The following is a 22,458-nucleotide window of genomic DNA, read 5'->3' on the forward strand; positions in this document are numbered from 1 at the left end:
AGGGACACCTGAATGAAGATCAACCTCCGCATCCTTGCCGCCGCGACCGCCCTGGCGGCTTCGCTTTTTGCCAGCCCTGCGCATGCCGGCCTCCAAGACGCACTCGACGGCATGTTCATGTCGAACTCGACCGCGCCACAAGCCTTCTCCTCGCAGTCGCGAGGCGGCTTCGTCGGCGGCAGCGTCGCAATGCGCACCCCGGTGCGCAACATCAATCTGGTCGCGTTCGATCCGCCGCGCCTGGCGGCCGGCTGCGGCGGCATCGACATGTTCGGCGGCTCGTTCTCGTTCATCAACGCGGACCAGCTGGTGGCGCTGTTCCGGCAGATCGCAGCGAACTCGGTCGGCCTGGCCTTCAAGGCGGCGATCGACTACATCAACCCGGCGCTCGGCAAGCAGATGCAGGAGTTCCAGGCCAAGATGCAGGCGCTGAACGAGAACATGCGCAACACCTGCGCGATCGCCAACCAGGTGGTCAAGAGCTTCAGCGACCCGTCCGCGCGCAAGGACATGGTTGACGGCGCGACCGCGGCCGCGGAAGCGGCCAAGGGCGGCTTCGACGACCTGTGGAGCGGCATGACCAGCTTCTTCACGACCCCCAACAGCGCGACGCGCACGGCAGACGCTGGCGGCTATTGCGCGGAATGCGGCAACCCTGTCTGGAAGGCGCTCGTATCGAGCAATTCCGGTGTGCTGCTGGGTGACCCGACGACGTCGACCGACTCAAACGCGAATCGGACGAACGAGATCATCATGAGCCTGATGGGCACGGTGATCATGAGCACCACCAAGGCCGACACGACAACGACTGGTGGAGTGACGCAGAAGGACACCGGCACCGTCAAGCCGTACTTGCTCACTTTGTTCGATCTTCGTGACGGATCCAGTTCCGGCAAGCCGTTCAAGATCTGGACCTGTTCGGACGGCTACGCGAAGCACCAGTGCACGCAGCTGACCGAGACGGCTGTGACGTTCGACGGCATGAAGGGCTACGTCAACAAGATGCTCTTCGGCTACGCGGACGGCCTGGCCAGCGGTGTTCCGACCGCAGGCTCCATCATCGGCAAGCTCGAGTCCTGCTCCACGACCAGCTGCGGCTTCACACAAGCCCAGAAGGATTTCCTCAACTCGGTCCAGACGCCGACCTTGGCGCTGGTCCGCAAGGTGCAAGCGGTACCCGGTGCATCCCAACACGTCGCGACGCGTCTGGTCGACCAGATCGCCAACGAGATCGCTGTGAAGTACGGCGAGGCTGCGGTGCGCGCGATCCGCATGAGCTTCACCGAGGGCAAGTTCCCCAAGCCTCCCGAGATCGTCGAAGCCGAGAAGCAGCGCCTGGCCGAGCTCTCCGAACTGCGCCAAGAGAACACCAAGCTGACTGAGCAGACGATGGCGGTACGCGCCTATGTGGCTGCGGTCGTCTCCGACAACCCGGCCGTATTCGCGCGCATCAAGTGATCAGGGCAGCACTCGAATGAACTTCAGCATCTACGTTCTCGGCGAAGTCGGCTCGTTTGTCGCCGCCCTCAACAGCGTGGCGATGGTCCTGGGAAGCACCGACTTCCTCGGCGGCGCGGCTCTCCTCGGCGCCTTGGTTGGCCTGACGGCTTTCCTGATCTTCCTGGTCAACAAGGAGGCTGGACAGCAGCTGATCCAAGGCGGCAGCCCCATCGTTGGTCTCCTGGTGTTCTGGGTCTTCGTCTCATCGATCAACATCAAGACGAAGGTCGAGATCACCGATGTCTACACCGGAAACACAAGCGTCGTGGACAACGTCCCAGCGCTGCTCAGCATGCCGGCCTCGGCGATCAGCACCGCGGCCTACAAGATCTTCGACTTCTCGAACACTGCGTTCCAGGGCGTGGACGGCAGCTTCATGGCGCTCGGCGAGACCGGCTATGTGATGCCCCTCCAGATCCTGAACTCGCTGCGTCAAGGCATGGAGAGCGTCGACCCTCTGCTCGCGGCTTCCACGAAGCAATTCATCGTGGACTGCGTCCCCGGCGGCACGGTCAACCCCGAGTCGCTGGCAGCGGCTCCGGATGCGCTCGACTACATCTTCACCAATGCCCGGGACAACGGGCTCACCACCGCCTTCACAGCGGCAGCACCCTCGGGCACGTCGACCTCGTGCGTTCAGGCGAAGGCGTCTCTCGCGGCACGATCGAACGATCTGCTGCACACCGCCGATTCCAATCTCGGAGGCGCCACGAAGCTCGAAGCGCTGGTCAACACCAACGTCAAGTCGAAGAATCCGAACGCCGGCCCAATCGACGGGGCCATGATCACCGATTCGGTCAACCGCTTGATCCTGAACTCGATGACCGGCTCCGCGCGCCAGAACGCTGACCAGTTCATGCTGAACGTGCTCTTCTACAACACGATGACCAGCACGTTCAACTGCATCGACAAGTCAGCCTCGCAGGACGCGTTCTCGTCGTGCGACGTCATGATGACGCAGGCCGCGGAGCAGTGGAAAACCGACTCCGCAGCGTCGGCGAGCCTCTTCGCCAAGACGATGATGCCCGCGATGGTCTTCATGCAGCTGATGTTCTACAGCTTGGCTCCCATCGTCATCATCTTCGGTCTCCTCCGTGGTGCCGGCGCCATCGGCATGTACGTCAAGTTCCTCGGCTTCGGTGTCTGGACTGCGTCGTGGCTCCCCGTCGCAGCCGTGATCCAGATGTACATCCAGAACAACGTCGCCGGAAAGGTCGCGCAGATCACCGCGCGCGCGGTGACCCCGGGCAACCTCAAGTCCGTCTACTACGATGTGATCAGCACGAACCTGGCGATCGCGTCCGACATGCTGGCCGCGACCCCCTTGGTGACCGCAACCATCCTCGGTATCTCCGGCATGGCGATCTCGCAGCTCGCGAACAACATGGGCGGCAAGGATCGCGTCGACGAGAAGCTGGCCACGCCGGACCTCATGAAGAACTCGCCTCTGGCGCAGCGCACCAGCATGGCTGAGCAGAACGCGAACACCGGCGTTGTCACGCAGACCGGTACGCCGCCGCTGATGATGACGCACCGTGCCGCCAACTCGAGCGCGATGGCCAGCGCCAACGCAACCCGCGAGGCGGATCAGAAGTCGATCGGCGCCGACCTGAGCAAGGGTCTGAACGCTGCGGAAACCAGGATGCTCTCGACGCTCAACAGCGTCGGCGCTGTCAGGACCGAAGGCGACAGCGTTGGTTTCCGCACGACCGATGGCCACACGATCTCGTTCGGCAATGCCGCAAGCAGCACTGCGGCCCAGCAGGCATTGGCCAAGGCGGCGGTCAGCTCGCAGGCCGGCATGGAGATCGGCGCAAGCATCAAGGCGGCCATCGTTCCTGGCATGTTGAAGGCCCTGGCCGCGGGCGGCAGCAAGGTGAAGGACGCCGCCGGCGCCGAAGCGCTCCTTTCGGGCGCGGCCAAGGATCTGGCAACCAAGGATGCCTCGTTCATGTCGCGCTTGGCGCGCGGCGATGAGGATGCGGTTGGCACCCTGATCGACACGGCCATGACGGCGGGCATGATCGGTGCGACTGTGGTCGGAACGGCGACGACTGGTGTCGGCGGCGCTGCTGCTGGCCTCGCGGTTCGCGGTGCGGCCATTGCAGGCCGTGGCGCAATGATCGCCGGCGCGACCAAGGCGATCCGCGGCATCAGCTCCGCACTGGAGAAGGGCGGAACGATCGCGACCATGACGTCCGCCATCTTCGACAACACGCAGGCAGGCGCGAAGGCGAACATGTCCGCCGCGATTTCGGCTGCCAAGGAGCTTTCCGGAACGACGGCCGAGCAGCAGCAGCAGATGGCCTCGGACATGACGAACTGGACCCGCGGCGACTACGTCGGGCACGACGTCACAAACTCCAAGACGCGTGGCACGCAACGGTCCGATCAGAGTCAGCGCTCGACTGCCGCAATGATCAGCGAGACCTTCAAGGCTGCCGAGCAGCGGATTCAGTCGAGCGATCAGACCTACCAGCGCAACGCGCAGCAGGCACTCGACGCTGGCGTCGCGTGGAGCGGCTCTGCGGCCGACTTCGCGGCGCTGCTGCGTGCCAACCCGGCAATGGCTGCCGACCTGCGCCAGCGCATGGCGCAGATGGACGGCGCGATCGCTGGAGATGTCGCGAGGGCTCGCATGCTCATCGACAACCAGATCAAGGGCGGCATGACGGAAGACGAGCGCAACCTCGCCGCCGGCGCCATGGCTCTGTCTGCGGTCGACAAGAGCTTCAATCTGGTGTCGGGTCGCGATCCGTCTGGGCTGAACGCCGACAGCAACGCCGGGCTGCCGGCGCCGAACATCGGGGATCGGATCTCCCAGGCTCAGCGCGAGGTGCCTGCTGCAGGCACTATCGTCCCGCAGCCTGTCGCGGCCACGTCCGCCATCGGCGGCACGGCCTATACCCAGGCCCCCGTGATGCCCGCTCAGCCGGCCCCGCAGCCAGCTGCGCCCAGGCACACCGCGCCCGTTGCCGCAGGCGCTGGGTCGCCCGCCGTGCGCCCCGTGACGGCCCACGCGGCGCCGAAGCACGCCGCGCCTGCTGTACCCGCCGCGCCCGCGGCGCCCTCGATGCAGGAACTGCGGGACCGGCACGTGCAGCATCGGACCGATCCGGCCGGCATGGCGCAGCTGGTGAACAAGGACGGACCGGCCGCCGCGGGCCCGCAGACGCCGGACATTCAGAAGCTCAACATCACCGACCCCATGAAGCAGGTCTTGAGCTCCGAATCTGGCCAGACGATCGCCACGACCGTGGCTGCGGTGACCGCCGTCAACGCACTCTCCGGCCTCGGCGCCGGCGGTCGCCGTGGAGGGGGTGGCGCTGGCGGTGCCGGCGGGCCTGGTGGCGCTGGCGGCGCTGGCGGCTCTGGCGGCGCGCCGCAGGCACCTGGCACTCCGGGCCAGGCACATTCTGGCGGCGGCGGAAGCAATCCTCCCCCCGCCTCCAGGCCTGGCAGGAAGGTGCCGGCGCTGTTCAAGAGGAAGTAGTAGACAAGGGCCCCGCGGGGCCCTTTCCTATGGGCGACCCGAGCGGGACGCCGACGGCGCAAAGCAAACGCCCCTGGACCGAGGTCTCAGGGGCGTTGCCACTTGATGAGCGGCACCGGTGCTACAGCTTTGCTCCGGCCACCACCAGGCGCCCGTTCTCGTAGATGTCGCCATTCGATGCTTGCAGGCGCACGTCGCGCCCGAGGCCGGCGAAGAACGTCAGCCAGCCTTCAGCCACTCCTCGCTTTTCATGCCAAGGACCGCGGTCGGCGGGCACGCCGGACCGCAAAGTGCCCTTCGTGAATATCACCCTCCAGAGGGGTCTGGTCATCTGCTTCACTGCTCAGACCTCAGTACGACATTGCCTTGGAGACCATCCCGTTGGCCAGCTGGAAGAAGAGGCTCGCGTCCCCGTTGGTGTTGTCCGGCGTGATGACGAAGCGCCCGCCGATCGCGATCGACGGCGTAGCGTTGATGCCGTACGCCAGCAGCTTGGCCATGGCCTCCTCGAGCTGGCGCTGCGACACACTGGCCCAGGCCGCATCGAAGCCGCGCACGCCGGCATCGGCCACCGCAGCACGCCACATTGCCGGCTCGCTGCGGCGCATGCCGCCTTGGTGCACGCGGCGATACGCCGCCGCCATGAAGGCCGACAGCTTCGCAGGATCCGCAGCCGCAACAGCGAAGAACGCGCGCGCCCCGACCGCACTTTCCTTGCTCGGTAGGGTGACCGGAACGAACTCCGCACGCCAGGTGCGAGGCAGTCCGGTGCCCCATGCGACCAGCCGTTCGTGATACTCGGCGCAGACCGGGCAGCCGAAGTCGAAGAAGATCAGCGCGCGCTGTGCATCGTCAGGCTGCGGCTGCACTTCCTTGAACGGCGTCATGGCCGTCTGCGCGCGTGCCAGCGACGGCAGCAAGATAGAGCCCAGTGCCAGGGCTGAAAAGAATCGACGGTTCATGGAGATCTTCCTTGGAAATGAGACCGGCCTCTTCGCACAGGTCGAAGAGGGAGCTGTTCTGGTGTGACTCTTGCCAACGACGGACGACGCCGGCCAGGTCGTTGCGCGGGATCTTTCCGCTGCGCACGAGGTGATCGAGGATCGCCGGCGCGCCCTCGGTGAATCCCAGCGCTCGAGCGAGCTGCTCGGGCGTGCACCACCCTTCCTCGACGATGATCTCGCCCATTCGCCGCACCGAGCCGGCCTTGCGCAGCTCGGTCTGCTTCTCGATCGCCTGGAAGACCTGTTCGTGCGTCAGCACACCCATGTCCACCAGCACGTCGCCGACGCGCTTGACTTGCGGCGCGATCGCGTCGTCGCCGACGATCTTCTTGATCTGCTCGATGGTCGTGTAGCCGTTGGATGCCAGGCGCACGCCGGCCTGCGCCAGCGTCTCGAACTGAGGCTGTCGCGCGGCCGCGTTGAGGATCGGCAGTTCTCCCTGCTGCGCAAGCAACGCAGCGCGGACGTGGCTGTCAGCACGGATCATCTCGATGACCGGCACCATGCCGACATATCTCTTGGGGCTGTCGACGACCGGGTAGATGTCCGAAACCGACTGCATCTGGTGCTTCGCGAGCCAGACCTGGTCCGCCTCGGTCGGCTGCTGCCAGAGCGGTGCCGACTCTTCGGTGATGCGCCGCACGAGCCGCTGCGCCATGACGCCGCGCAGCGACGCAGCCAGGGAGTGGGGATCGACGCCCATGTCGACCAGGCGCGTGATGGCCAGGGCCGCGCTGTTGGCGTGCAGGGTGGCGAGCACCAGGTGACCGGTGTTGGCCGCCTGGACCGCGATGGTTGCCGTCTCCTGGTCCCGGATCTCGCCCACCAGGATCACGTCCGGGTCCTGCCGTAGAGCGGCGCGCAGGCCGTCCGCGAAGGACAGGTGGTGGTCGATGTTCACCTGGGAGATCCCGGGGATCACGTATTCGACCGGATGCTCGAGAGTGATGATGTTGCGGCGGCCGTTGTTCAACGCGCCGATGAGACCGTACAGGGTGGTGGTCTTTCCGGAGCCGGTCGGGCCGACCACCAGCAGAAGGCCTTGCGGCTCGTCGATGAGCTCGTCCACGCACCGGCGAACCATGGGCGTCATCTCGATCGTGTCCAGGCTCTTCGCTGCGTTCGACTGGTCCAGGATCCGGCACACCATCTTCTGGCCGCCGATGACAGGCAGGACGGACAGGCGAACGTCGATCGTGCGCTCCGGGAACCGCAGGCGCATGCGCCCATCCAGCGGAACATTGCGATCAGCTGCGGAGAGGTTTGCACGCGAGCGGATCTTCTCGTCTATCAGCTTGGCCAGCTGGGAGTCGACGCGATCGTAGGTCTCGAGGTCGCCCGATAGGCGCAGCTTGATCTCGCAGATGGCGTCCCACCACTGCATGTGGACGTCGTTTGCACCTTGCCGGGCCGCCTCGCTGAAAAGCGCGTTCAGGTAGTCGACAGCCGCCTTGTCGTGGTGGCCCGACGGGATGAACAGATCTGGTTCACGAGCCACGCTTCGACTCCTTCGGCTCGCTCTGGAGCTTGGGCGTCGGCAGGGCCTGCGCGGCGCCGGAGGCGGCGGTCTCGGCCGCGGCTGCAGCCGCCGGGACTTCACGAGGCGCCACGCACCTGCCTTCGCTGCCGTAGAACTGGTGCTGAATGAAACGCTGCGTCGCCTGGTCCGCGTTGATGCTCCAGCGGATCATGTCGATGCGAGCCTCGGTGCTCAGCCAGTTCTTGGCAGCCCAGCGCGCCGTGTCCATCGTGATGCGCACCGGCGCGGCGCCGCGCTCGATGCGATCGCACGGGTTGGGCGAAGAGAACACGAACAGCATCCAGGCGATGCCGATGACTGCGGCAGCGCCGCCGATTGCTTGTTTCATTCAGGGGGTTCCGTTCTTCTTGAGCTTGATCGAGTTGAGCCACACCTTCTCGACATAGACGACTTGCTTGCTGGGTGTGGCAGCGTTGTAGGCGCCGACGGCGCGCCAGGTCTCACCGTGCCTGGCGATGTTGTTTGCGAGGACCCAGGCTCCGATGTTCACGTTGGTGCAGGGGTCCTTCAGCTGCTCCCGACCGATGCCGAACTGGGCGAGTGTCGGCAGCCAGCTCGAGTTGATCTGCATGACGCCGATGTCTTCGGTGCCGTTGCTGTTGCGGTTCAACGCCTTCGGGTTGAAGTTCGACTCGGTCTTGGCGATGGCGCGCAGAAGCGCTTCGCTGACCTTGTATCGCTCAGCGGCCTCCTTGAAGCACATGGCGTGCGCCTGGCCGGCAATGGCTAGGGCAGCGGCCGCGAGCAGGGCTTTGGTTGATCGTTTCATGGCATCCCGGATACACTACACGTAATGATAAACCAGCCATTGGCGATCTGCAATCTCATGGATTCGACCTACTCCTCTCATCAGGGGCGGCGCCTCGCACTGGCAGCTGTCTTCGCGGCCGCGTTATCCATCCCCACTGCGGTCATGGCCCAAAGCGCCGGCGCCGGCATCGGGGACGCGATGTCATCGCTCTTCGAGCGGGCGCGCAAGTCCGACGACGCATCCAAGGCCTGGAACCGCCTTCGCACCGGTGACAAGGCGGCCCTGAACGAGCTCGTCGCCCTCGCCAAGCAGGGCAACCACATGGCCCAGCTCTACGTGGGCTATCTGCTCGACAACGCGGAATACGTCACGCTCGACAGCGCGTCGGCAGCCGCCTACTTCAAGGCCGCCGCGCCGCAGAACCAGCTCGCCGCCTACAACCTCGGCCTTCTTTACCTGCTCGGTCGAGGCGTCCCCAAGGATGAGCGCGCCGCGGTGCGCCTGTTCGAGCAGGCTTGTCAGAAGGGCGTCGTCGAGCAGGCGGCCGTCAGGCTGGCGCAGTACCACCTGAAGCAGGGGAACGCTCAGGAGGCCTGGAAATGGGCCGAACAAGCGGCTAACGTCGGCAATGCCTTCGCCTACTTCGTCCTCGGGAAGATCTCGTTCGACCGCGGCGACTATCGCCCCGCCAGGATGTGGCTGGAGAAGGCAGCGCAGGCAGGGGAGCGCAACGCCCCCTCCCTGTTGGCTCGCTTGTACGCCTCGAACGCGCTCGGCCAGCCTGATGAGCCGATGGCCGTTTCCTGGGCCATCATCGCGGCGGTTCTGAACGGCCAGGCGCCTTCTGCGACCCAGGCAGCGACGGGCGGCTACGGCTCGAGGCTGACCGAGTCCGAGATCGCACGCGCCCGCGGCATGGCGACGAACTGGCTGGCCAACCACGGCGCGCCGCAAGACATCCACTACTCGAAGACGATCTACGAGCCTCGTCGCACCTTCTAGCAAGCGGTTGCGCCGCACCAATAAGAAAAGGGGCCCGAAGGCCCCTTTCGCTTTCTTAGCCCTCAATCAAGGACCAGGCGAAGGCTGATTCACCGGGACCATGCCGAACGGCGCCTTGGGCAACGCATCGTAGTTCTCGTTCTTCGTCTTGCCCTTCATCTTGTCGGCGATGACATCGCTGACCTTGCCCGGGTCAGGCATGTCGGTCGCGCTCATCACGTCGTCGATGAACTCCGACATGTCGACCTTGGAGAAGTCGATCTTCGAGAACTCAGGCACCGTGAATCCCGAGCAGTCAGGGCTCTTTGGGTCGCCCCAGGACTTGTTCAGCTGCTTGCGGCCTTGCTCGTTGATGATTCGTGCCAGCTTGCTGTTGAACGAGCAATAGGCTTGGCTGCGCTGCGTGCACGCGCCCAGCACCTTCTTGCTGCAGTACGAGCCGACATACACCGTCAGGCCCGACCCCTTGTGCATGCCCAGCTCCTGTTCGGATGGCTCGCACGAGGTCAGCGACATGATGACCTGGACTGCGACCGCGAAGGCGAAAGAGTACGGATCGAAGTAGAAGCCGTTTCCGAGCACCGTTGCACCGGACGGCGCTGCGCCTGCCGACCAACCGAGACCATAGAGCTCCACGCTCGGGGTGTAGCTGGTGGAGGTGAACGCCCCCGTCGCACCCGTCGAAGCGTTGACCGCCACCTGGGAGCCCGAGTTCGTCACAAACGTCGCCCACTCGCTGCCTGAGTACATGAAGTCGAAGAGATACTTGGACCCAATGTTTGCAGCTTCCTTGCCGACCGCTGTCGCCGCGCTGAAGCCAGCCTTCATCAAGACGTTGTTGTTCGTCTTGCCGCCAGGGCTCGAATCGCAGCAGTCGCGCAACCCACCCCAGCCGTCCCGGCACTCTTCACCAATGCCGGTGAAGAGCCTGCCGTCTTTCGACTGGTAGGTCGCTGCCTCGCGGCTGATCTCGTTGGCGATCACGGCGTTCGCGAAATCGGTGTCCGCTGGCGAGCCGGTCTCCCAGCAGGTGTCGCCAACGCACGCAGTCTTCGTGCTGCAGTCCGTCACCGTCTGGGTGGATCCGGGCTTGGTGATGCAGCTGTACTGGATGTCTTTCAGCGTGCAACCCAGCTTCGGATCCGTGTCGGTGCAGCTTTCGCTCACCTTCGTGCAGGCCGGGTTGTTGGCCAGATCAGCGCAGGTGTTCTGCGGCGCCGGGTTGACGCAGGTGTATTCGTCCTCCCACCTCCAGCAGTCCTTGTAGATCGGCTTGCCGTTGATCACTCGCGTTTCCGCGCCCTCGACGCAGGTGTGCGACGCGACCTGGCAGTGCGTCGTGTCGTCCTTGTACGGATCGCACTGAGCCGTGTCCAGCTTCTCCGTGACGGTGTATGTGTCGTCCAGCACGACGGTGTTGGCCGGCGGCGGCTTGCTCGGATCGTCACACCGGTAGGTGCGGCGCTCCTTCATGCACGATCCGTCGAACGCGCGCTCGATGCAGCTGCTCGAGGTCTGAATGCAACTCGAAGTGCTCTGCAGCGCGGCGCAGTAGTTCACGCTGTTGGGCTTGAGGCACTCGTACTTTGCCTCGTACTTCCAGCAGTCCTGGTAGATCGCTGTGCCGTTGATGTTGCGGACCTCGGCGGGCTCGACACAGGTCTGCCCCACGTAGCGGCAGTCACCGGCCTGGGCCTGCGGCGCCGTGAGCAGCGCACCAACTGAAACGAGCAGGGCAGCCGCCCAGCGCAAGATGTTCATGGCCTTCACTTCGTCCGCTCCTCGAGCTCGCCGCAGTTGTCTTCCCACGAGGTGGTGCACTGCTGCTTCACGTTGTAGATCTGGCCCGTCACCTGGATGCGGCCGCAAGCCTTGCCGGACGTGTTGGTTCCCCAATAGACGAACAGCTTGTTGGCACCGGTCTTCAGCGGCATCGTTGCATCCACGGTGCCACCCCAGTTGCCCGTTCCTTCGGCGCGGTTCAGCAGGAACTTGCCCTCCGAGTTGCAGAAGAAGCCTTGCACGTTGTACGGGGTGTACGGATCCGGTTGATGGCAGTAGCCAGAGTCGTCGCACCAATACATGAAGTCCATCTGGCTCGACGGCGAGTACCCGCTCGGGCAGGTGTCCATGAGCTTCGCTGTGGCCGTGTACGTCTGATACGTGGGTGTGTAGTGCGTGCAGACGTAGTTGCCCCCTTCACCGCCACCCATGTCTTGCCAGGTGTCGCACACTTGGCCTGCCATCTCCGTCCACCGATAGCCCATGTCCACCGAGGCGTTCGTCGGGAACCAGCTTCCGTGGTACTCGGGCCCGCTGTTCGGATGCCCGGCGAACACAGGCTTGTTGTTCACTGCCACGATCGCGGTGTCGTCCAGGCCGGCGACGTTGATCGTCACGTAGCCGCCGGCGCCGACGGTGTCGAAGTTGAAGTTGATCTGCGACGTACCTTCGGTTCCGCACGCATTCGCGAAGCCTAGCCGGTAGTTGTACAGGCCCGGGGTCTCCGGGACTGGGGTGATCGAGACGTCGGTGAACGGGCTGTTCTTGGTGACGCTGGCATCCGACATCTCTGCGCCGCCGTTGTTGCATGCCACGTGAAGCGTGCGCTGGCAGAACAGGTACTCGGTCGACTTGTACGTCTGGTCGCACTGGAAGTTCGAGTCGGCGTTGACATCGACATTCCAGCCCATCGAGCACTCCTTCTGCTCGACGGGCAGGTACTCCGCGCAGGTCTCGATCGACTTCTCGGGCGGGGTCGTCGTGGTCTTGTCGGTGCAGTTCTGGCCACCCGTGATCTGATCCGCCAGGCCGGCTGCATTGCCCGCGATCACGCGACCGGCGATGACGGCCGGGTCGTTCGGCGTGAGATCGAAGTGAGCGCGCGGATTGCCAGCCAGGAAGTTGACGGCCTCGCACTCCTGATCGGCCACCGCGTTGCCGGTCTTCGAAGACGTCTTGCAGCTCGTGATGCGGCCCTTGCCCACGTTGAGCAGCGAAGTCGCCCCGTAGCTGGCCTTCTGCGGAGGGTCGTTCGTGTAGTGGGGGGCATCCTTGGCGTTCTTGTCCGAAACGCTCGACTTGATCTTGTCGAGTTGCCCCTTGCCGAAGGTTTTGCCGTCGGCGTTGTAGTCGCCGGCCCACGCGGCCCCACCGAACGCCCCAACCAGGGCCAGAACGACAGCCGTGCGCTTCACTTCCGGCCTCCCATCGCCTCGATCGCACGCGAAAAGGCGGTCGGATCACGTCCTTCTTCGGGCGCCGTGCCATCGGTGCAGACGTTAAGCTGCCAGTTGCTCTTGAAGGGCGCCGTACCGCCACTGCGCAGCGGCACCCCATCCTGGCTCATCGTGACGTCCAGGCGAGCGCACCCAGCCTGCTTGAAGCGCGAAATCACCTTCGCGCTGAGCACGATCGGCTGATCGGAACGTGTGACAGATTTCCACTTGTCCGACATCACGCCGGTCAGCTCGCCGCGCGACTGACCTTCGCCGATCGCGCGCGTGAACACCGCAAGGGGTTCCTCGGCGGCCGCCTGCCCGGCGGCGCCGAGCACCATGAGTGCAGCCGCCAACCTGGCTGCGATGTGCTTCGTGTGGGGCATGTTGTTCCTGTGGCGCAAGTTAGATACTCATGGTATTATACGCACATGTTGAGCTTAAATCGAGTGCTCTGATGCTGGGCCGGACTACTCACGCCCAGATGACGCGATCGAAACCGGCCCACCTTCCCTTTGCCTGGTGCATCGGGCGGCAGGCCGCGTCTTGCTGCGTGTTTGGCATCTCGGGTCATCTAGACAACCGGCATCAGCCATGACCTCGACCTCAAACACCTGCCTCACGTGCGCCCAAGCGACGCCGTCCGAGACCATCAACGGAATGCTCTGGTGCCTCCAGAACATGGGCGCCGGCACGCTGCGCGGCCAGTTCACATACAAGCCGTTCAACCTCTCGCCGAATCGCGCCGCGTGCGGCATCTACGCCAAGCGTTCGTCGCCGATCGTGTTCAAGGAGCGCGCAGTGGCGCCGCCCGAAGAGCAACAGACCGAAGAGGCGATCGCCGCTCCCGCGGCGTCGACGCGCGCCGCGCCTGCGCGCCCGAAGGACGACTTCCCGAAGGAGTTCTTCTTGTAACCACCCCCGACCCCTGCCGGCATCCGCTGGCCAGGGGTCTTTCCTTTATGCATCTGTGAGTCGCATCACCGATTGCTAAGTCCCGGGGCGTCGCTGCCCCATCCATCCCTCAAACAGGAGTTTTCAAATGAACATGAACGATCTTCCGCTGAACGCCTTCGAGCCTCAGCAAGTCACCGTCGACACCCTGCTCGAGAAGTACGCCAAGGGCGACGAGCAGACCGCTGTCGAGATCTTCGCGCGCGTCTCCAAGGGCATCGCCCAGGCCGAGAAGCCGGAGCTGCGCGAGCACTTCGAGAAGGTCTTCTTCGACAACATGCAAGCCGGCGCCATCGGTGCCGGGCGGATCATGTCCGCCGGCGGGTCCGAGATCCGCGCGACCCTGGCCAACTGCTTCGTGCAGCCGGTCGGCGACGCGGTGATGGGCCAAGACGATGACGGCTACCCCGGCATCTACGTGGCGCTGCTGCAGGCGGCCGAAACCATGCGTCGCGGTGGCGGCGTGGGCTACGACTTCTCGCGCATTCGCCCCAAGGGCGCGTTCGTGAAGGGCACCCACAGCTCCGCTTCGGGTCCGTGCTCGTACATGGACGTCTTCGACAAGAGCTGCAAGACCGTGGAAAGCGCTGGTTCGCGCCGCGGCGCCCAGATGGGCGTGCTGCGGATCGACCACCCGGACGTGATGGAGTTCATCACGGCCAAGCGCGAAGAAGGTCGCTGGAACAACTTCAACGTCAGCGTTGGCATCGTCGAAGGCTTCATGGAAGCCGTCGTCGCCGGCGGTGACTGGGAGCTGGTCCACAAGGCCGAACCGGGCAAGGAGCAGAAGGACGCGGGAGCGTACCGTCGCGCCGATGGGCTGTGGGTCTACTCGAAGGTCCCTGCGAAGCAGATCTTCGACACGATCATGCGCAGCACCTACGACTTCGCGGAGCCGGGCATCCTGTTCATCGACAACATGAACAAGGACAACAACCTGCGCTACTGCGAGCGAATCGAAGCGACCAACCCGTGCGCGGAGGAACCTCTGCCGCCGTACGGCTGCTGCGACCTGGGTCCGGTGATCCTGCCGCGCTTCGTGCGTGACCCGTTCACGCCGGCCGCGCGCTTCGACTTCGAGGCCTACCGCGCCGCGGTGGCTGTGCAAGTGCGCTTCCTGGACAACGTCCTGGACGTCACGCACTGGCCGCTCGAGCAGCAGGAGCAGGAATCGCGCAACAAGCGCCGAATCGGTGTGGGCTACACGGGTCTGGGTGACACCCTGATCATGCTGGGCCTGCGCTACAACAGCGATGAAGGCCGCGCCAAGGCGGTCGAGATCACGCGGGAAATGCGCGACGCCGCGTACCTGGCCTCGGTCGACCTGGCCAAGGAGAAGGGCCGGTTCCCGCTGTTCAACGCCGAGAAGTATCTGGAAGAGGGCACGTTCGCGTCCCGCCTGCCGGAGCACATCAAGGCCGCGATCCGCGAGCACGGCATCCGCAACAGCCACCTGCTGGCCATCGCGCCCACGGGCACGGTGAGCCTGGCGTTCGCGGACAACGCGAGCGGTGGCATCGAGCCGGCGTTCTCGCTGGCCTACAACCGGAAGAAGCGGACCAAGGACGGTGGCCACACGTTCTACGCTGTCAAGGACCACGCGTTCCGCGTGTTCTCCGAGACGGTGTGCGAGCCGGCCCTGCGCGATGGTCTGATCGACGCCGTGTGCAACTACAAAGACTCGTTCGTCGTCGGCGGCCAGACCTACCAGGTCAAGGACGTCCTGCCGGCTTCGTTCGTCACCGCGCTCGACATGACGGCGGCCGAACACCTGCAGATGATGAAGGACGTCCAGCCGTACATCGACACTTCGATCTCGAAGACGGTGAACGTGCCGGCGGACTACCCGTACGACGACTTCAAGGGTCTGTACCTCGCGGCCTGGCAGGCTGGCCTCAAGGGCCTGTCGACCTACCGCCCGAATGCCACGCTGGGAAGCGTGCTGTCGGTTGGCGCGCCTGCGCCGGCGCCGGCGGCCGCGGCACCCGCCGTGACCCCGGACGACGATCCGCTGCGCAAGCAGTTCGAGAGCCGCCCCGAAGGGGAACTGGAAGGCGTGACTTCGAAGGTCGACTACTGGACCCACGAAGGCAAGCAGTCGGTGTACCTGACGGTGAACTACCAGCGCGTCGAAGGCGTGCTCGGTGGCGAAACGGTGGTGATCGAGCGCCCGGTGGAGTTCTTCATGCCGGCCGGCCAGCTCGGTGAGGGCCAGCAATGGATCTCGTCGAACATGCGTCTGCTGTCGATGGTCGCCCGCTCGGGTGGCTCGATCGCGAAGGCACTGGCCAACATGCGCAAGATCATCTGGGACAAGGGCCCGGTGCGCTGCGGCTACGTGGAGAAGGACGACGGGGCGAAAGCACCGCGCTTCCACGACTCCGAAGTCGCTGCCATCGGCTACGCGCTCCAGCGCATCCTGCACAACCGAGGCTTCCTCGACGTGAGCGGCAACCAGGTCCCCGTGCGCAAGCTCGCGGAACGCCTGGCGCGTCGTGACGCGGAGTTCGGTGTCGCCACGAGCGAGACCGACGAAGCGACCACGGCTGCAGCCAAGAACGCACCGGTGCTCAACGGCGCCGGCAAGAAGTGCCCGGAGTGCGGCGCGCATGAAGTCCACCGCGTGGATGGATGCAGCAAGTGCTTCAACTGCGGAGCGATCGGCAGCTGCGGCTGACGAAAAGGCGAGAAATCGCAAACGGCATAACGTGCGCCTAGCACCACATGCCGTAATCCTGAAGGCCCATCGCACATGCGGTGGGCCTTTTTCTTTGCCCTCCGAGCATTGCGTTCCCGTGTGACTCATGACCGTGGTACGAGGCTTCGCGAAATTCGCACTGGCCTTACCCAACCAACCCCTTCATCATTTAGAGACTCATCATGAAACACACCATCTGCACACTCCTCCTTTTGCTCGGTACCCACGTTGCGTTCGCACAGGACGCTGCCACCGAAGTTGTCCCGGCAACCGCGCCTGCTGCCTCTGCGGCTGAAGCCGCTTCGGCTCCCGCGGTCGCCGCCAGCGCTGTTGCACCTGCCGTGGTCCGCGAGGGCTACATCTACAAGATGCAAGAGTGCGGAGACGGCCACAGTGGCTCGGGCTCGCGCTGGGGCAACATCTTCAAGAACACCGTCCTGCAAGTCAGCGGCAAGACCGGCGGAGCGCTGCTGGGCCAGGTCATCGCAGCTGACGCCGTCGGCAATGTCGCCGGCGCTGCGGTGGACGGTGGACAGGAGAAGCGCCAGGTCTGCGTGACGGTCGCGTTTCGCGACGGCACGGACGACCAGGAGACGAAGGTCCCGGGCAGCGTCTACGACAAGCTCCAACTGCGCAACCGACGTCCGGTGAGCGTGAGCTTCGTGGACAACAAGCCCACGGACTTCAAGTTCTAACCCCCTCCATCAGGCCACCTCCGGGTGGCCTGATTTCTTTGGTGGCCCGCGTTGGCCATCTCCGGGAACGAGGACGCAACGGTGCGTCCCTTTCACACCGGAGAACCCACATGCCCCAACGCCCAGCACCGAAGTTCGAGCTCGTCGCGCGCTGCGTCGACATCCCGATGTCCAAGGTCCAGGACCTGTTCGACATGATGGATCGATCGCGCGACGTGAGCTTCGCGACCTTTGCGCGTCGCACCAACTGGCAGCCCGTCGCGTCGCGCCTCGGCTGCGCGGTCGGCAGCCAGAAGGGCTTGCACCTGAAGGACGACTACCACGTCGGCTACAAGCGCAGCACCTGGCGCGGACATCCCTGCTACTACTTGGACCACTCGCGAATCGAACACATCTTCGTGGCGCCGGATCACCCCGACTTCCACTAAGCCAACCCTGACCACGCCCCGCGCCAGTTCATTCTGGCCGGGGCGTTTCTCTTTCAATCGCGCGTCGGTGCACGCGTTGCGCATCTCCAGGGCGTCAAGCAGCTCGCAACTGCCTGGCGAATCCCTTTTTCAACCAGGAGAAGCAACATGTGTCGTGTCGGAAGCTGGGTCGGCGCTTCGCGCTGGCCCAACCGTGCCGCCCATCCAAGCCAGTGGGGCCGACCCATTGGTGGTCGCGTCCTCGAGGTCGATTCCCCGATGGCGTGGGCGAATACCCCTGACTTTCCGGTGTCACAGCCGGATGGTGCGCTGGTGATGAACCACGTCATGGCCCTTCGAAAGGCCGGCAAGCTGGACGGTGTCCTGCCTGTGATGTGGGACTACGGCGATGGCCATCGTGCCATCCGCTGGGAGCGCGCGTCCTCACTGCGCCCGTACAGCGAGGACATCCATCTGTGGAACGCCGCGAAGTTGATGAAGCTCGACGAGCTCGCACATCCTCGCCGCAAGAAGCCTCGGTCCATCGCCGAGTTCCTTCCCGAAGCCCTTCAGCATCTTGCGCCAGCAGAAGAAGCTGCCGCCTGATGCCACACCCCGGTCCGTCAATCGGATCGGGGTTTTCTTTTCACACGTACCAATACGATGCGTGTATCATTGTGCCCAAATCATGAGCAAGGAAATCGGCCGCCTCTCTCGCCTGGGCTTCTCGTCGCTGCCCGAGTGCCTCCTGTCGTCCCCGAAGGAGTACCGGGACTACCTCGAGCCCATGCATGTGCTGCCGATTGCGGACACTGGCATCAAGGTCTACATGGTCCTGACCTTGACCGATCGCACGTTGTTCGACCGCACGAACATGCCCACCAGCAACTGGAAGCGCGGCTGGCGCCTGGCGATGCGCGGCGTCGACGGGCGAGGGCAGGGGGTCGACATCACCGTCTTCGGCTCCTACTTCCCCTGGATGGAGTTTCAGCCTGGCGACGAGCTCCACCTGTACGGCCAGGTCACCACGTTCAAGGGAAAGCTGCAGATCGGCAATCCCGATCTCGTCCTTCCCGAGCAGCGCGGCCGCATCGTCCCGATCTACGCCGGCAAGCCCGGTCAGGTCTCCGGCGACTCGCTGGCCAAGGGCGTCGCCGGCGCGCTGTCGAGCATCAATGAAGCCGCGTGCATGCTCCTGGCGCAGTCCGGCATGCGCGAGGCCGAGTTCCGGCGTCGCGCCGGAATGGAGCCGGAGATGCTGCTGGCCAGCTTGCACACCCCCAAGTCGACGCGCGAAGGCGAGATGGCCGCCAAGGTGGCCACGGAGCTTTCGCTGGCTGCCATCCTGGGTCGCGCCGCCCGAAACCAATCCGCTGCGCCCGTCACCGAATCTGCGCTGCCGATCGACCGCGCCGCCATCCAGGCGCTGTGCGCCCGCCTGCCCTTCTCCTTGACCGGTGACCAGGCCAAGGCGATCGACGAAGTGGTGGGTGATCTGCGTGCGCCTTTCCCGATGCGCCGCCTTCTCTCTGGTGACGTCGGCACCGGCAAGTCGATCGTCTTCATGGTTCCCGCGGTGGCGGCGTTCAATGCCGGCGCGCGGGTCGCGATCGTGGTGCCCAACCAGCTGCTGGTCGAGCAGATTGCCGGCGAGCTCCGCGCCTACTACCCGGAGATTCCGGTCCAAGAGGTGACCTCCGGCGCCCAGATCGGTTCGAGCCTTGTCGTTGGTACCAGCGCCGTGATTCACGCCGCTCGCAAGCACAAGCTCGAGTTCGACTTGGTCATCGTCGACGAGCAGCACAAGTTCTCGGTCGAGCAGAAGGACGCCCTGCGAGTCGCTCGCACCAACTTCCTCGAAGCGACCGCCACCGCGATCCCGCGCACGCTGGCCCTGGTGGGCTTCGGCGGCATGGCAGTCTCGGTGCTGCGCGAGCTGCCGGTGGTGAAGAAGATCGCCACCCGGATCGTGGAGAAGGCCGACGGCGCACGCCTGTTCGACTTTGTTCATGCCCAGATCGCCGCGGGCGGCCAGGTGGCAGTGATCTATCCGCTCGCCGAAGACATGGGTGACGGCGAGCGGGCGTCCGTGGAGGCCGCTTTCGAGCGCTTCAAGGCGCGCTACGGCGACCGCGCGGGCATGCTCCACGGGAAATTGTCGGATGACGAGAAGGCCGCCGTAATCAATAAAATGAGGGACGGCGAGTTGAGCTTGCTCGTAAGCTCGACAGTGATCGAAGTTGGTGTCACGCTACCGTCGCTTCGCGCCTTGGTGGTGGTTCACCCGGAACGCTTCGGCGTTTCACAACTCCACCAGCTGCGCGGCCGTGTGGCACGAAAGGGTGGGTCAGGTTACTTTTTCCTCTACCTGCCCGCGGAGGTAGAAGATATGGCAATGCAGCGTCTTGAGCTCTTGGTCGAGTGTAGCGACGGCTTCACTCTGGCCGAGCGCGACGCTGACCTGCGTGGGTTCGGCAACGTCGACGCCGGCGGAGACGCGCAGACGGGGTCCTCCAGGCTGCTCTTCTGGGGCGTGAATCTGACACGCCAGGACATTGAACGTGGCGCCGAGCGTCTCGGCCTGTTGGAGGCGGCCTGATTGCCGCGTGCGACTTGGCGCAACGCAATCCTTCCCTAGCGGTCAAGGTCGCGATCTACGAAGCGATCGTACGGGGCGAGTCCGGCCGATCGGTGGCATCGCGTTACGACATTTCACATCCGACGGCCATCAAGTACGCCGAAGAGGCTGTTATTCATCTTCGCGGACTGGATGCCGTCACCGCGGACCCCGACTTGAGCCAGTTCCTTGCGTCGAACCTCAAGCTGCAGCTCTACACCGAGGACATCGACACCAAGAACCGTCTCCTGGCGCTGGTCCAACCGATGCTCGAAGAGGTAGGCGACCTCGTGCAGCCGGGAGAGAAGGGGCCCACCCTGACCGTCTCCGCTCGTGTGCCCGAGTCGGTCTTCTACCAGTTCAAGCGTTTGGCGGCCGAAGAAGGCGCCCGGCGCGGTGTCGAGGTGACGATCTCTAGCCTTCTCACCGAGGTGCTTTCCCAGTACGTCGAGACGGGGAAGGTTCCTGTCTCCCAGGCCAGCTTCAAGCAGTCCGACCTGATCATGGATGAGATCAGGGCGGTGCTTGCCAAGTACGGCATCACCCGCGAGTAGCTCGCCGCCGCGTCGCTCGCGCCGCGCTCCCACGCCGCCGTCCGCGCGTGCGCGCGCGCACCAAGATGGCACCCACGGGTTGCGCGCCCGCGTTGCGCATCTCCTCTCCGTAAGGCCGCGCATTTCGCATGGCCATCAACTGGAAGGAAGAAACGATGCAACAGGGAGCCAAGACGGTGTCCATGCGGCACCTCTACCTCTACACCCACCTGCTTCTCGACGAGGCGGGCCGCCAGGGCCGCAAGGTCCGGCTGGAGTGGGCCAACATCGAGACCGCGGCCATCGGCCCGGACCCGAAGAACCCCGCGGGTCTGCTGATGAAGCTGCCCCACATGGCTTCGGTCGGTACGGAAGGCGATGCAACGCTCCTGCGCGCGCTCGTCTCACACGAAGTGCTCTGCCACGGCCACCACACCGACTTCAGCGTCATGCCTGACAAGGGCATCGGCGGCGTACTGGAGAACGTGCTGGAGGATCCGCGCGGCGAGCTGCTCGCGCTGGCCCGGTATCCCGGGTCCAAGAAGGTGATCCGCGAGGGGATCGAGGTCCTGGTCGACCGCGGCGTGTTCGCCGGCCCCAAGGCCGACGAGCAACTGCACCCGGCCGAGATCCTCACGTCCTGGCTGGTGACCGAGCTGCGCTCGGAACTGCTTGGGCAATCCTGCTTGGAAGCGTTCTCGCGCGACTATCGAAAGCTGGCCATCCAGACTTTCGGCAGCCGCCTGACCGCCGCGGTGAAGTCCGAGGCCCTCAAGGCCACGGCTGCACCCACAACGGCAGATGTCCAGGTGCACTCGCGCAAGATCCTCGAGCTGCTGAAGATGGCCAAGGAGAACCCGCCGCCGCAACAGCAACCGCAAAGCGGCCAGTCCGGCCAGCCTGACAAGGCTGATGCAGGGCAGGGCGCAGGCAACTCGAGCGACCCTTCGCAGGGTGGCAACCCGGGCGACAAGCCTGGGAAGGCTGACGGCGCGCCCCAACCGGGCAAGAAGGGCAGGGCCGGGAAGGGCGACCAACCTGGCGATCAGCCCGGAGATCCTGCAAAGGGCGGGTTCGAGCCGAACCAGGGCGACCTGGCCAAGGCGATCGAGCAAGTCCTCAAGGCATCGAAGGAAGACGCCGGCACGTACGGCAAGGGCCTCGAAGACCACCTGGTCGAAGGCAGCGAAGCCATGGCGACTGGCGGCGGCATGAGCCACACCCACGAGATGGGAGTGGCATCCAGGCCGCAGCGCGACTCGGAAGAGAACCGCACTGCGATGCGCGCCGGCGCGCGGGCGATCACGGCCGCGCTGGGGCTCAAAATCGAGGAACTCCTCGAATCGCGAGCACTGGTGCACCGTCGCCGCTCGACCGAAGGCCGCATCCGGCCTGGCCGGGTCTGGCGCTTGGTGCAAGGCGACACGGAGATCTTCCAGAAGCGCAGCCTGCAGGAGGAGCTCGACACGTGCGTGATGGTCCTGGACGACGAGTCCGGATCGATGAACGAGCCGTTCGGCGACATGCGCCGCGAGGACGCTGCCTCACGCGTTTGCGTGGGCGCTGGCGAGGTGCTCAACAACGCCGAGGTGCCGTTTGCACTGGTGGGCTACAACACGTCGCTCCATCAGTACAAGGGCTTCGACGACAGCTGGGCTGAAACGCTCAAGGACTTCGGTCCCCACAGCGCGAGCAGCACCAACACGCACCTCGCGGTCGTTTGGGCACTTCGGGAGCTGATTAACCGCAAGGAGCGTCGCAAGATCCTGAAGGTCGTGACCGACGGAGATCCTGGCGATCAAACGGTGCTGGCCGCCGCGATCGAGGAGGCCAAGGCCTTCGGAGTCGAGGTTCGCTTCGTGCTCATCTCTTCGCGAGAAGAGTACAAGTACCGCAGCATGGGCGTCCCCTACGGCGTCGCCAACGACGCCCCGGAGCTCGCCAACGCGGTGTTCGCAAGCCTCGAGGCGGCATTCGCCTGAGAGCCATCAACCCCTACAAGACCACCCCTCACCGGGTGGTCTTTTTCTTTGTACGCGCGCAGGC

The 22,458-nt window shown here is 64.8% G+C and carries 19 protein-coding genes; 11 read left to right on the forward strand and 8 right to left on the reverse strand.

Going from position 1 to position 22,458, the window contains the following annotated elements; genetic code table 11:
* The first annotated feature begins 12 nt into the window (after positions 1-12).
* A complete protein-coding gene (locus MPE_RS21355) occupies positions 13-1,458 on the forward strand; it encodes a conjugal transfer protein TraH (protein ID WP_011831738.1) in 1,446 nt (481 codons plus the stop codon).
* A gap of 16 nt (positions 1,459-1,474) precedes the next feature.
* The gene (locus MPE_RS23040) at positions 1,475-4,993 is read left to right on the forward strand and encodes a conjugal transfer protein TraG N-terminal domain-containing protein (RefSeq protein WP_011831739.1); all 3,519 of its coding nucleotides are present in this window, start codon (positions 1,475-1,477) and stop codon (positions 4,991-4,993) included.
* Positions 4,994-5,114: 121 nt separating this feature from the next.
* On the opposite strand, the gene MPE_RS24170 is transcribed toward MPE_RS23040, so the two are convergent.
* From MPE_RS24170 to MPE_RS21380, 5 genes are read right to left on the reverse strand one after another with little or no spacing between them, the layout of a single operon-like run.
* Entirely contained in the window at positions 5,115-5,324 is a 210-nt protein-coding gene (locus MPE_RS24170; protein WP_158304646.1) for a hypothetical protein, read from the reverse strand.
* 19 nt (positions 5,325-5,343) lie between these two features.
* Positions 5,344-5,880 carry a thiol:disulfide interchange protein DsbA/DsbL gene (locus MPE_RS21365; protein ID WP_011831740.1) on the reverse strand — a complete coding sequence of 179 codons (537 nt, stop codon included), beginning with the start codon at positions 5,878-5,880 and terminating at the stop codon, positions 5,344-5,346.
* Positions 5,846-7,495, reverse strand: a complete 1,650-nt coding sequence (locus MPE_RS21370) for a GspE/PulE family protein (RefSeq protein WP_041930405.1) — start codon at positions 7,493-7,495, stop codon at positions 5,846-5,848. Before MPE_RS21370 ends, MPE_RS21365 begins: the two co-directional genes overlap by 35 nt.
* Positions 7,485-7,865, reverse strand: coding sequence for a hypothetical protein (locus tag MPE_RS23045; RefSeq protein ID WP_049820963.1), 381 nt, complete (start codon positions 7,863-7,865; stop codon positions 7,485-7,487). Before MPE_RS23045 ends, MPE_RS21370 begins: the two co-directional genes overlap by 11 nt.
* Positions 7,866-8,306, reverse strand: coding sequence for a lytic transglycosylase domain-containing protein (locus MPE_RS21380; protein ID WP_011831742.1), 441 nt, complete (start codon positions 8,304-8,306; stop codon positions 7,866-7,868).
* Positions 8,307-8,363: 57 nt separating this feature from the next.
* Between MPE_RS21380 and MPE_RS21385 the strand changes: the two genes are divergently transcribed.
* Complete coding sequence (locus tag MPE_RS21385) at positions 8,364-9,290, forward strand: tetratricopeptide repeat protein (RefSeq protein ID WP_158304647.1); 927 nt, start codon at positions 8,364-8,366, stop codon at positions 9,288-9,290.
* Between the two features lie 66 nt (positions 9,291-9,356).
* Here MPE_RS21385 and MPE_RS21390 read toward each other — a convergent pair whose 3' ends face one another.
* The 3 genes from MPE_RS21390 to MPE_RS21400 are packed head-to-tail and all read right to left on the reverse strand — an operon-like array spanning position 9,357 to position 12,894.
* On the reverse strand, positions 9,357-11,051 hold the full coding sequence (locus MPE_RS21390; protein WP_011831744.1) for a conjugal transfer protein TraN: 1,695 nt from the start codon (positions 11,049-11,051) through the stop codon (positions 9,357-9,359).
* 5 nt (positions 11,052-11,056) lie between these two features.
* Complete coding sequence (locus tag MPE_RS23050) at positions 11,057-12,487, reverse strand: hypothetical protein (protein ID WP_011831745.1); 1,431 nt, start codon at positions 12,485-12,487, stop codon at positions 11,057-11,059.
* Positions 12,484-12,894 (reverse strand): hypothetical protein, encoded by a 411-nt coding sequence (locus MPE_RS21400; RefSeq protein WP_011831746.1) that lies wholly within the window; start codon positions 12,892-12,894, stop codon positions 12,484-12,486. The genes MPE_RS23050 and MPE_RS21400 overlap by 4 nt, the downstream gene beginning before the upstream one ends.
* Positions 12,895-13,102: 208 nt before the next feature.
* Here MPE_RS21400 and MPE_RS21405 point away from each other — a divergent pair, with 208 nt between their 5' ends.
* The 8 genes from MPE_RS21405 to MPE_RS21440 all read left to right on the forward strand — a co-directional run bounded on the left by MPE_RS21405 (position 13,103) and on the right by MPE_RS21440 (position 22,394).
* Positions 13,103-13,423: a hypothetical protein gene (locus MPE_RS21405; protein WP_011831747.1), complete on the forward strand. Its 321-nt coding sequence runs from the start codon at positions 13,103-13,105 to the stop codon at positions 13,421-13,423.
* Between the two features lie 127 nt (positions 13,424-13,550).
* A complete protein-coding gene (locus MPE_RS21410; protein ID WP_011831748.1) occupies positions 13,551-16,139 on the forward strand; it encodes an adenosylcobalamin-dependent ribonucleoside-diphosphate reductase in 2,589 nt (862 codons plus the stop codon).
* Between the two features lie 362 nt (positions 16,140-16,501).
* Positions 16,502-16,855 carry a hypothetical protein gene (locus tag MPE_RS21415; protein WP_041930407.1) on the forward strand — a complete coding sequence of 118 codons (354 nt, stop codon included), beginning with the start codon at positions 16,502-16,504 and terminating at the stop codon, positions 16,853-16,855.
* Positions 16,856-16,965: 110 nt separating this feature from the next.
* Positions 16,966-17,283 (forward strand): hypothetical protein, encoded by a 318-nt coding sequence (locus tag MPE_RS21420; RefSeq protein ID WP_011831750.1) that lies wholly within the window; start codon positions 16,966-16,968, stop codon positions 17,281-17,283.
* 258 nt (positions 17,284-17,541) lie between these two features.
* Complete coding sequence (locus MPE_RS21425) at positions 17,542-17,868, forward strand: hypothetical protein (protein ID WP_011831751.1); 327 nt, start codon at positions 17,542-17,544, stop codon at positions 17,866-17,868.
* An 82-nt stretch (positions 17,869-17,950) separates the two neighbouring features.
* Positions 17,951-19,861 (forward strand): helicase-related protein, encoded by a 1,911-nt coding sequence (locus MPE_RS21430; RefSeq protein WP_011831752.1) that lies wholly within the window; start codon positions 17,951-17,953, stop codon positions 19,859-19,861.
* A 14-nt stretch (positions 19,862-19,875) separates the two neighbouring features.
* Positions 19,876-20,433, forward strand: coding sequence for a hypothetical protein (locus MPE_RS21435; protein WP_011831753.1), 558 nt, complete (start codon positions 19,876-19,878; stop codon positions 20,431-20,433).
* A 128-nt stretch (positions 20,434-20,561) separates the two neighbouring features.
* Positions 20,562-22,394, forward strand: a complete 1,833-nt coding sequence (locus MPE_RS21440; protein ID WP_237706434.1) for a VWA domain-containing protein — start codon at positions 20,562-20,564, stop codon at positions 22,392-22,394.
* Positions 22,395-22,458 lie beyond the last annotated feature (64 nt).

The organism is Methylibium petroleiphilum PM1 (genome assembly GCF_000015725.1).
GTDB lineage: Bacteria > Pseudomonadota > Gammaproteobacteria > Burkholderiales > Burkholderiaceae_C > Methylibium > Methylibium petroleiphilum.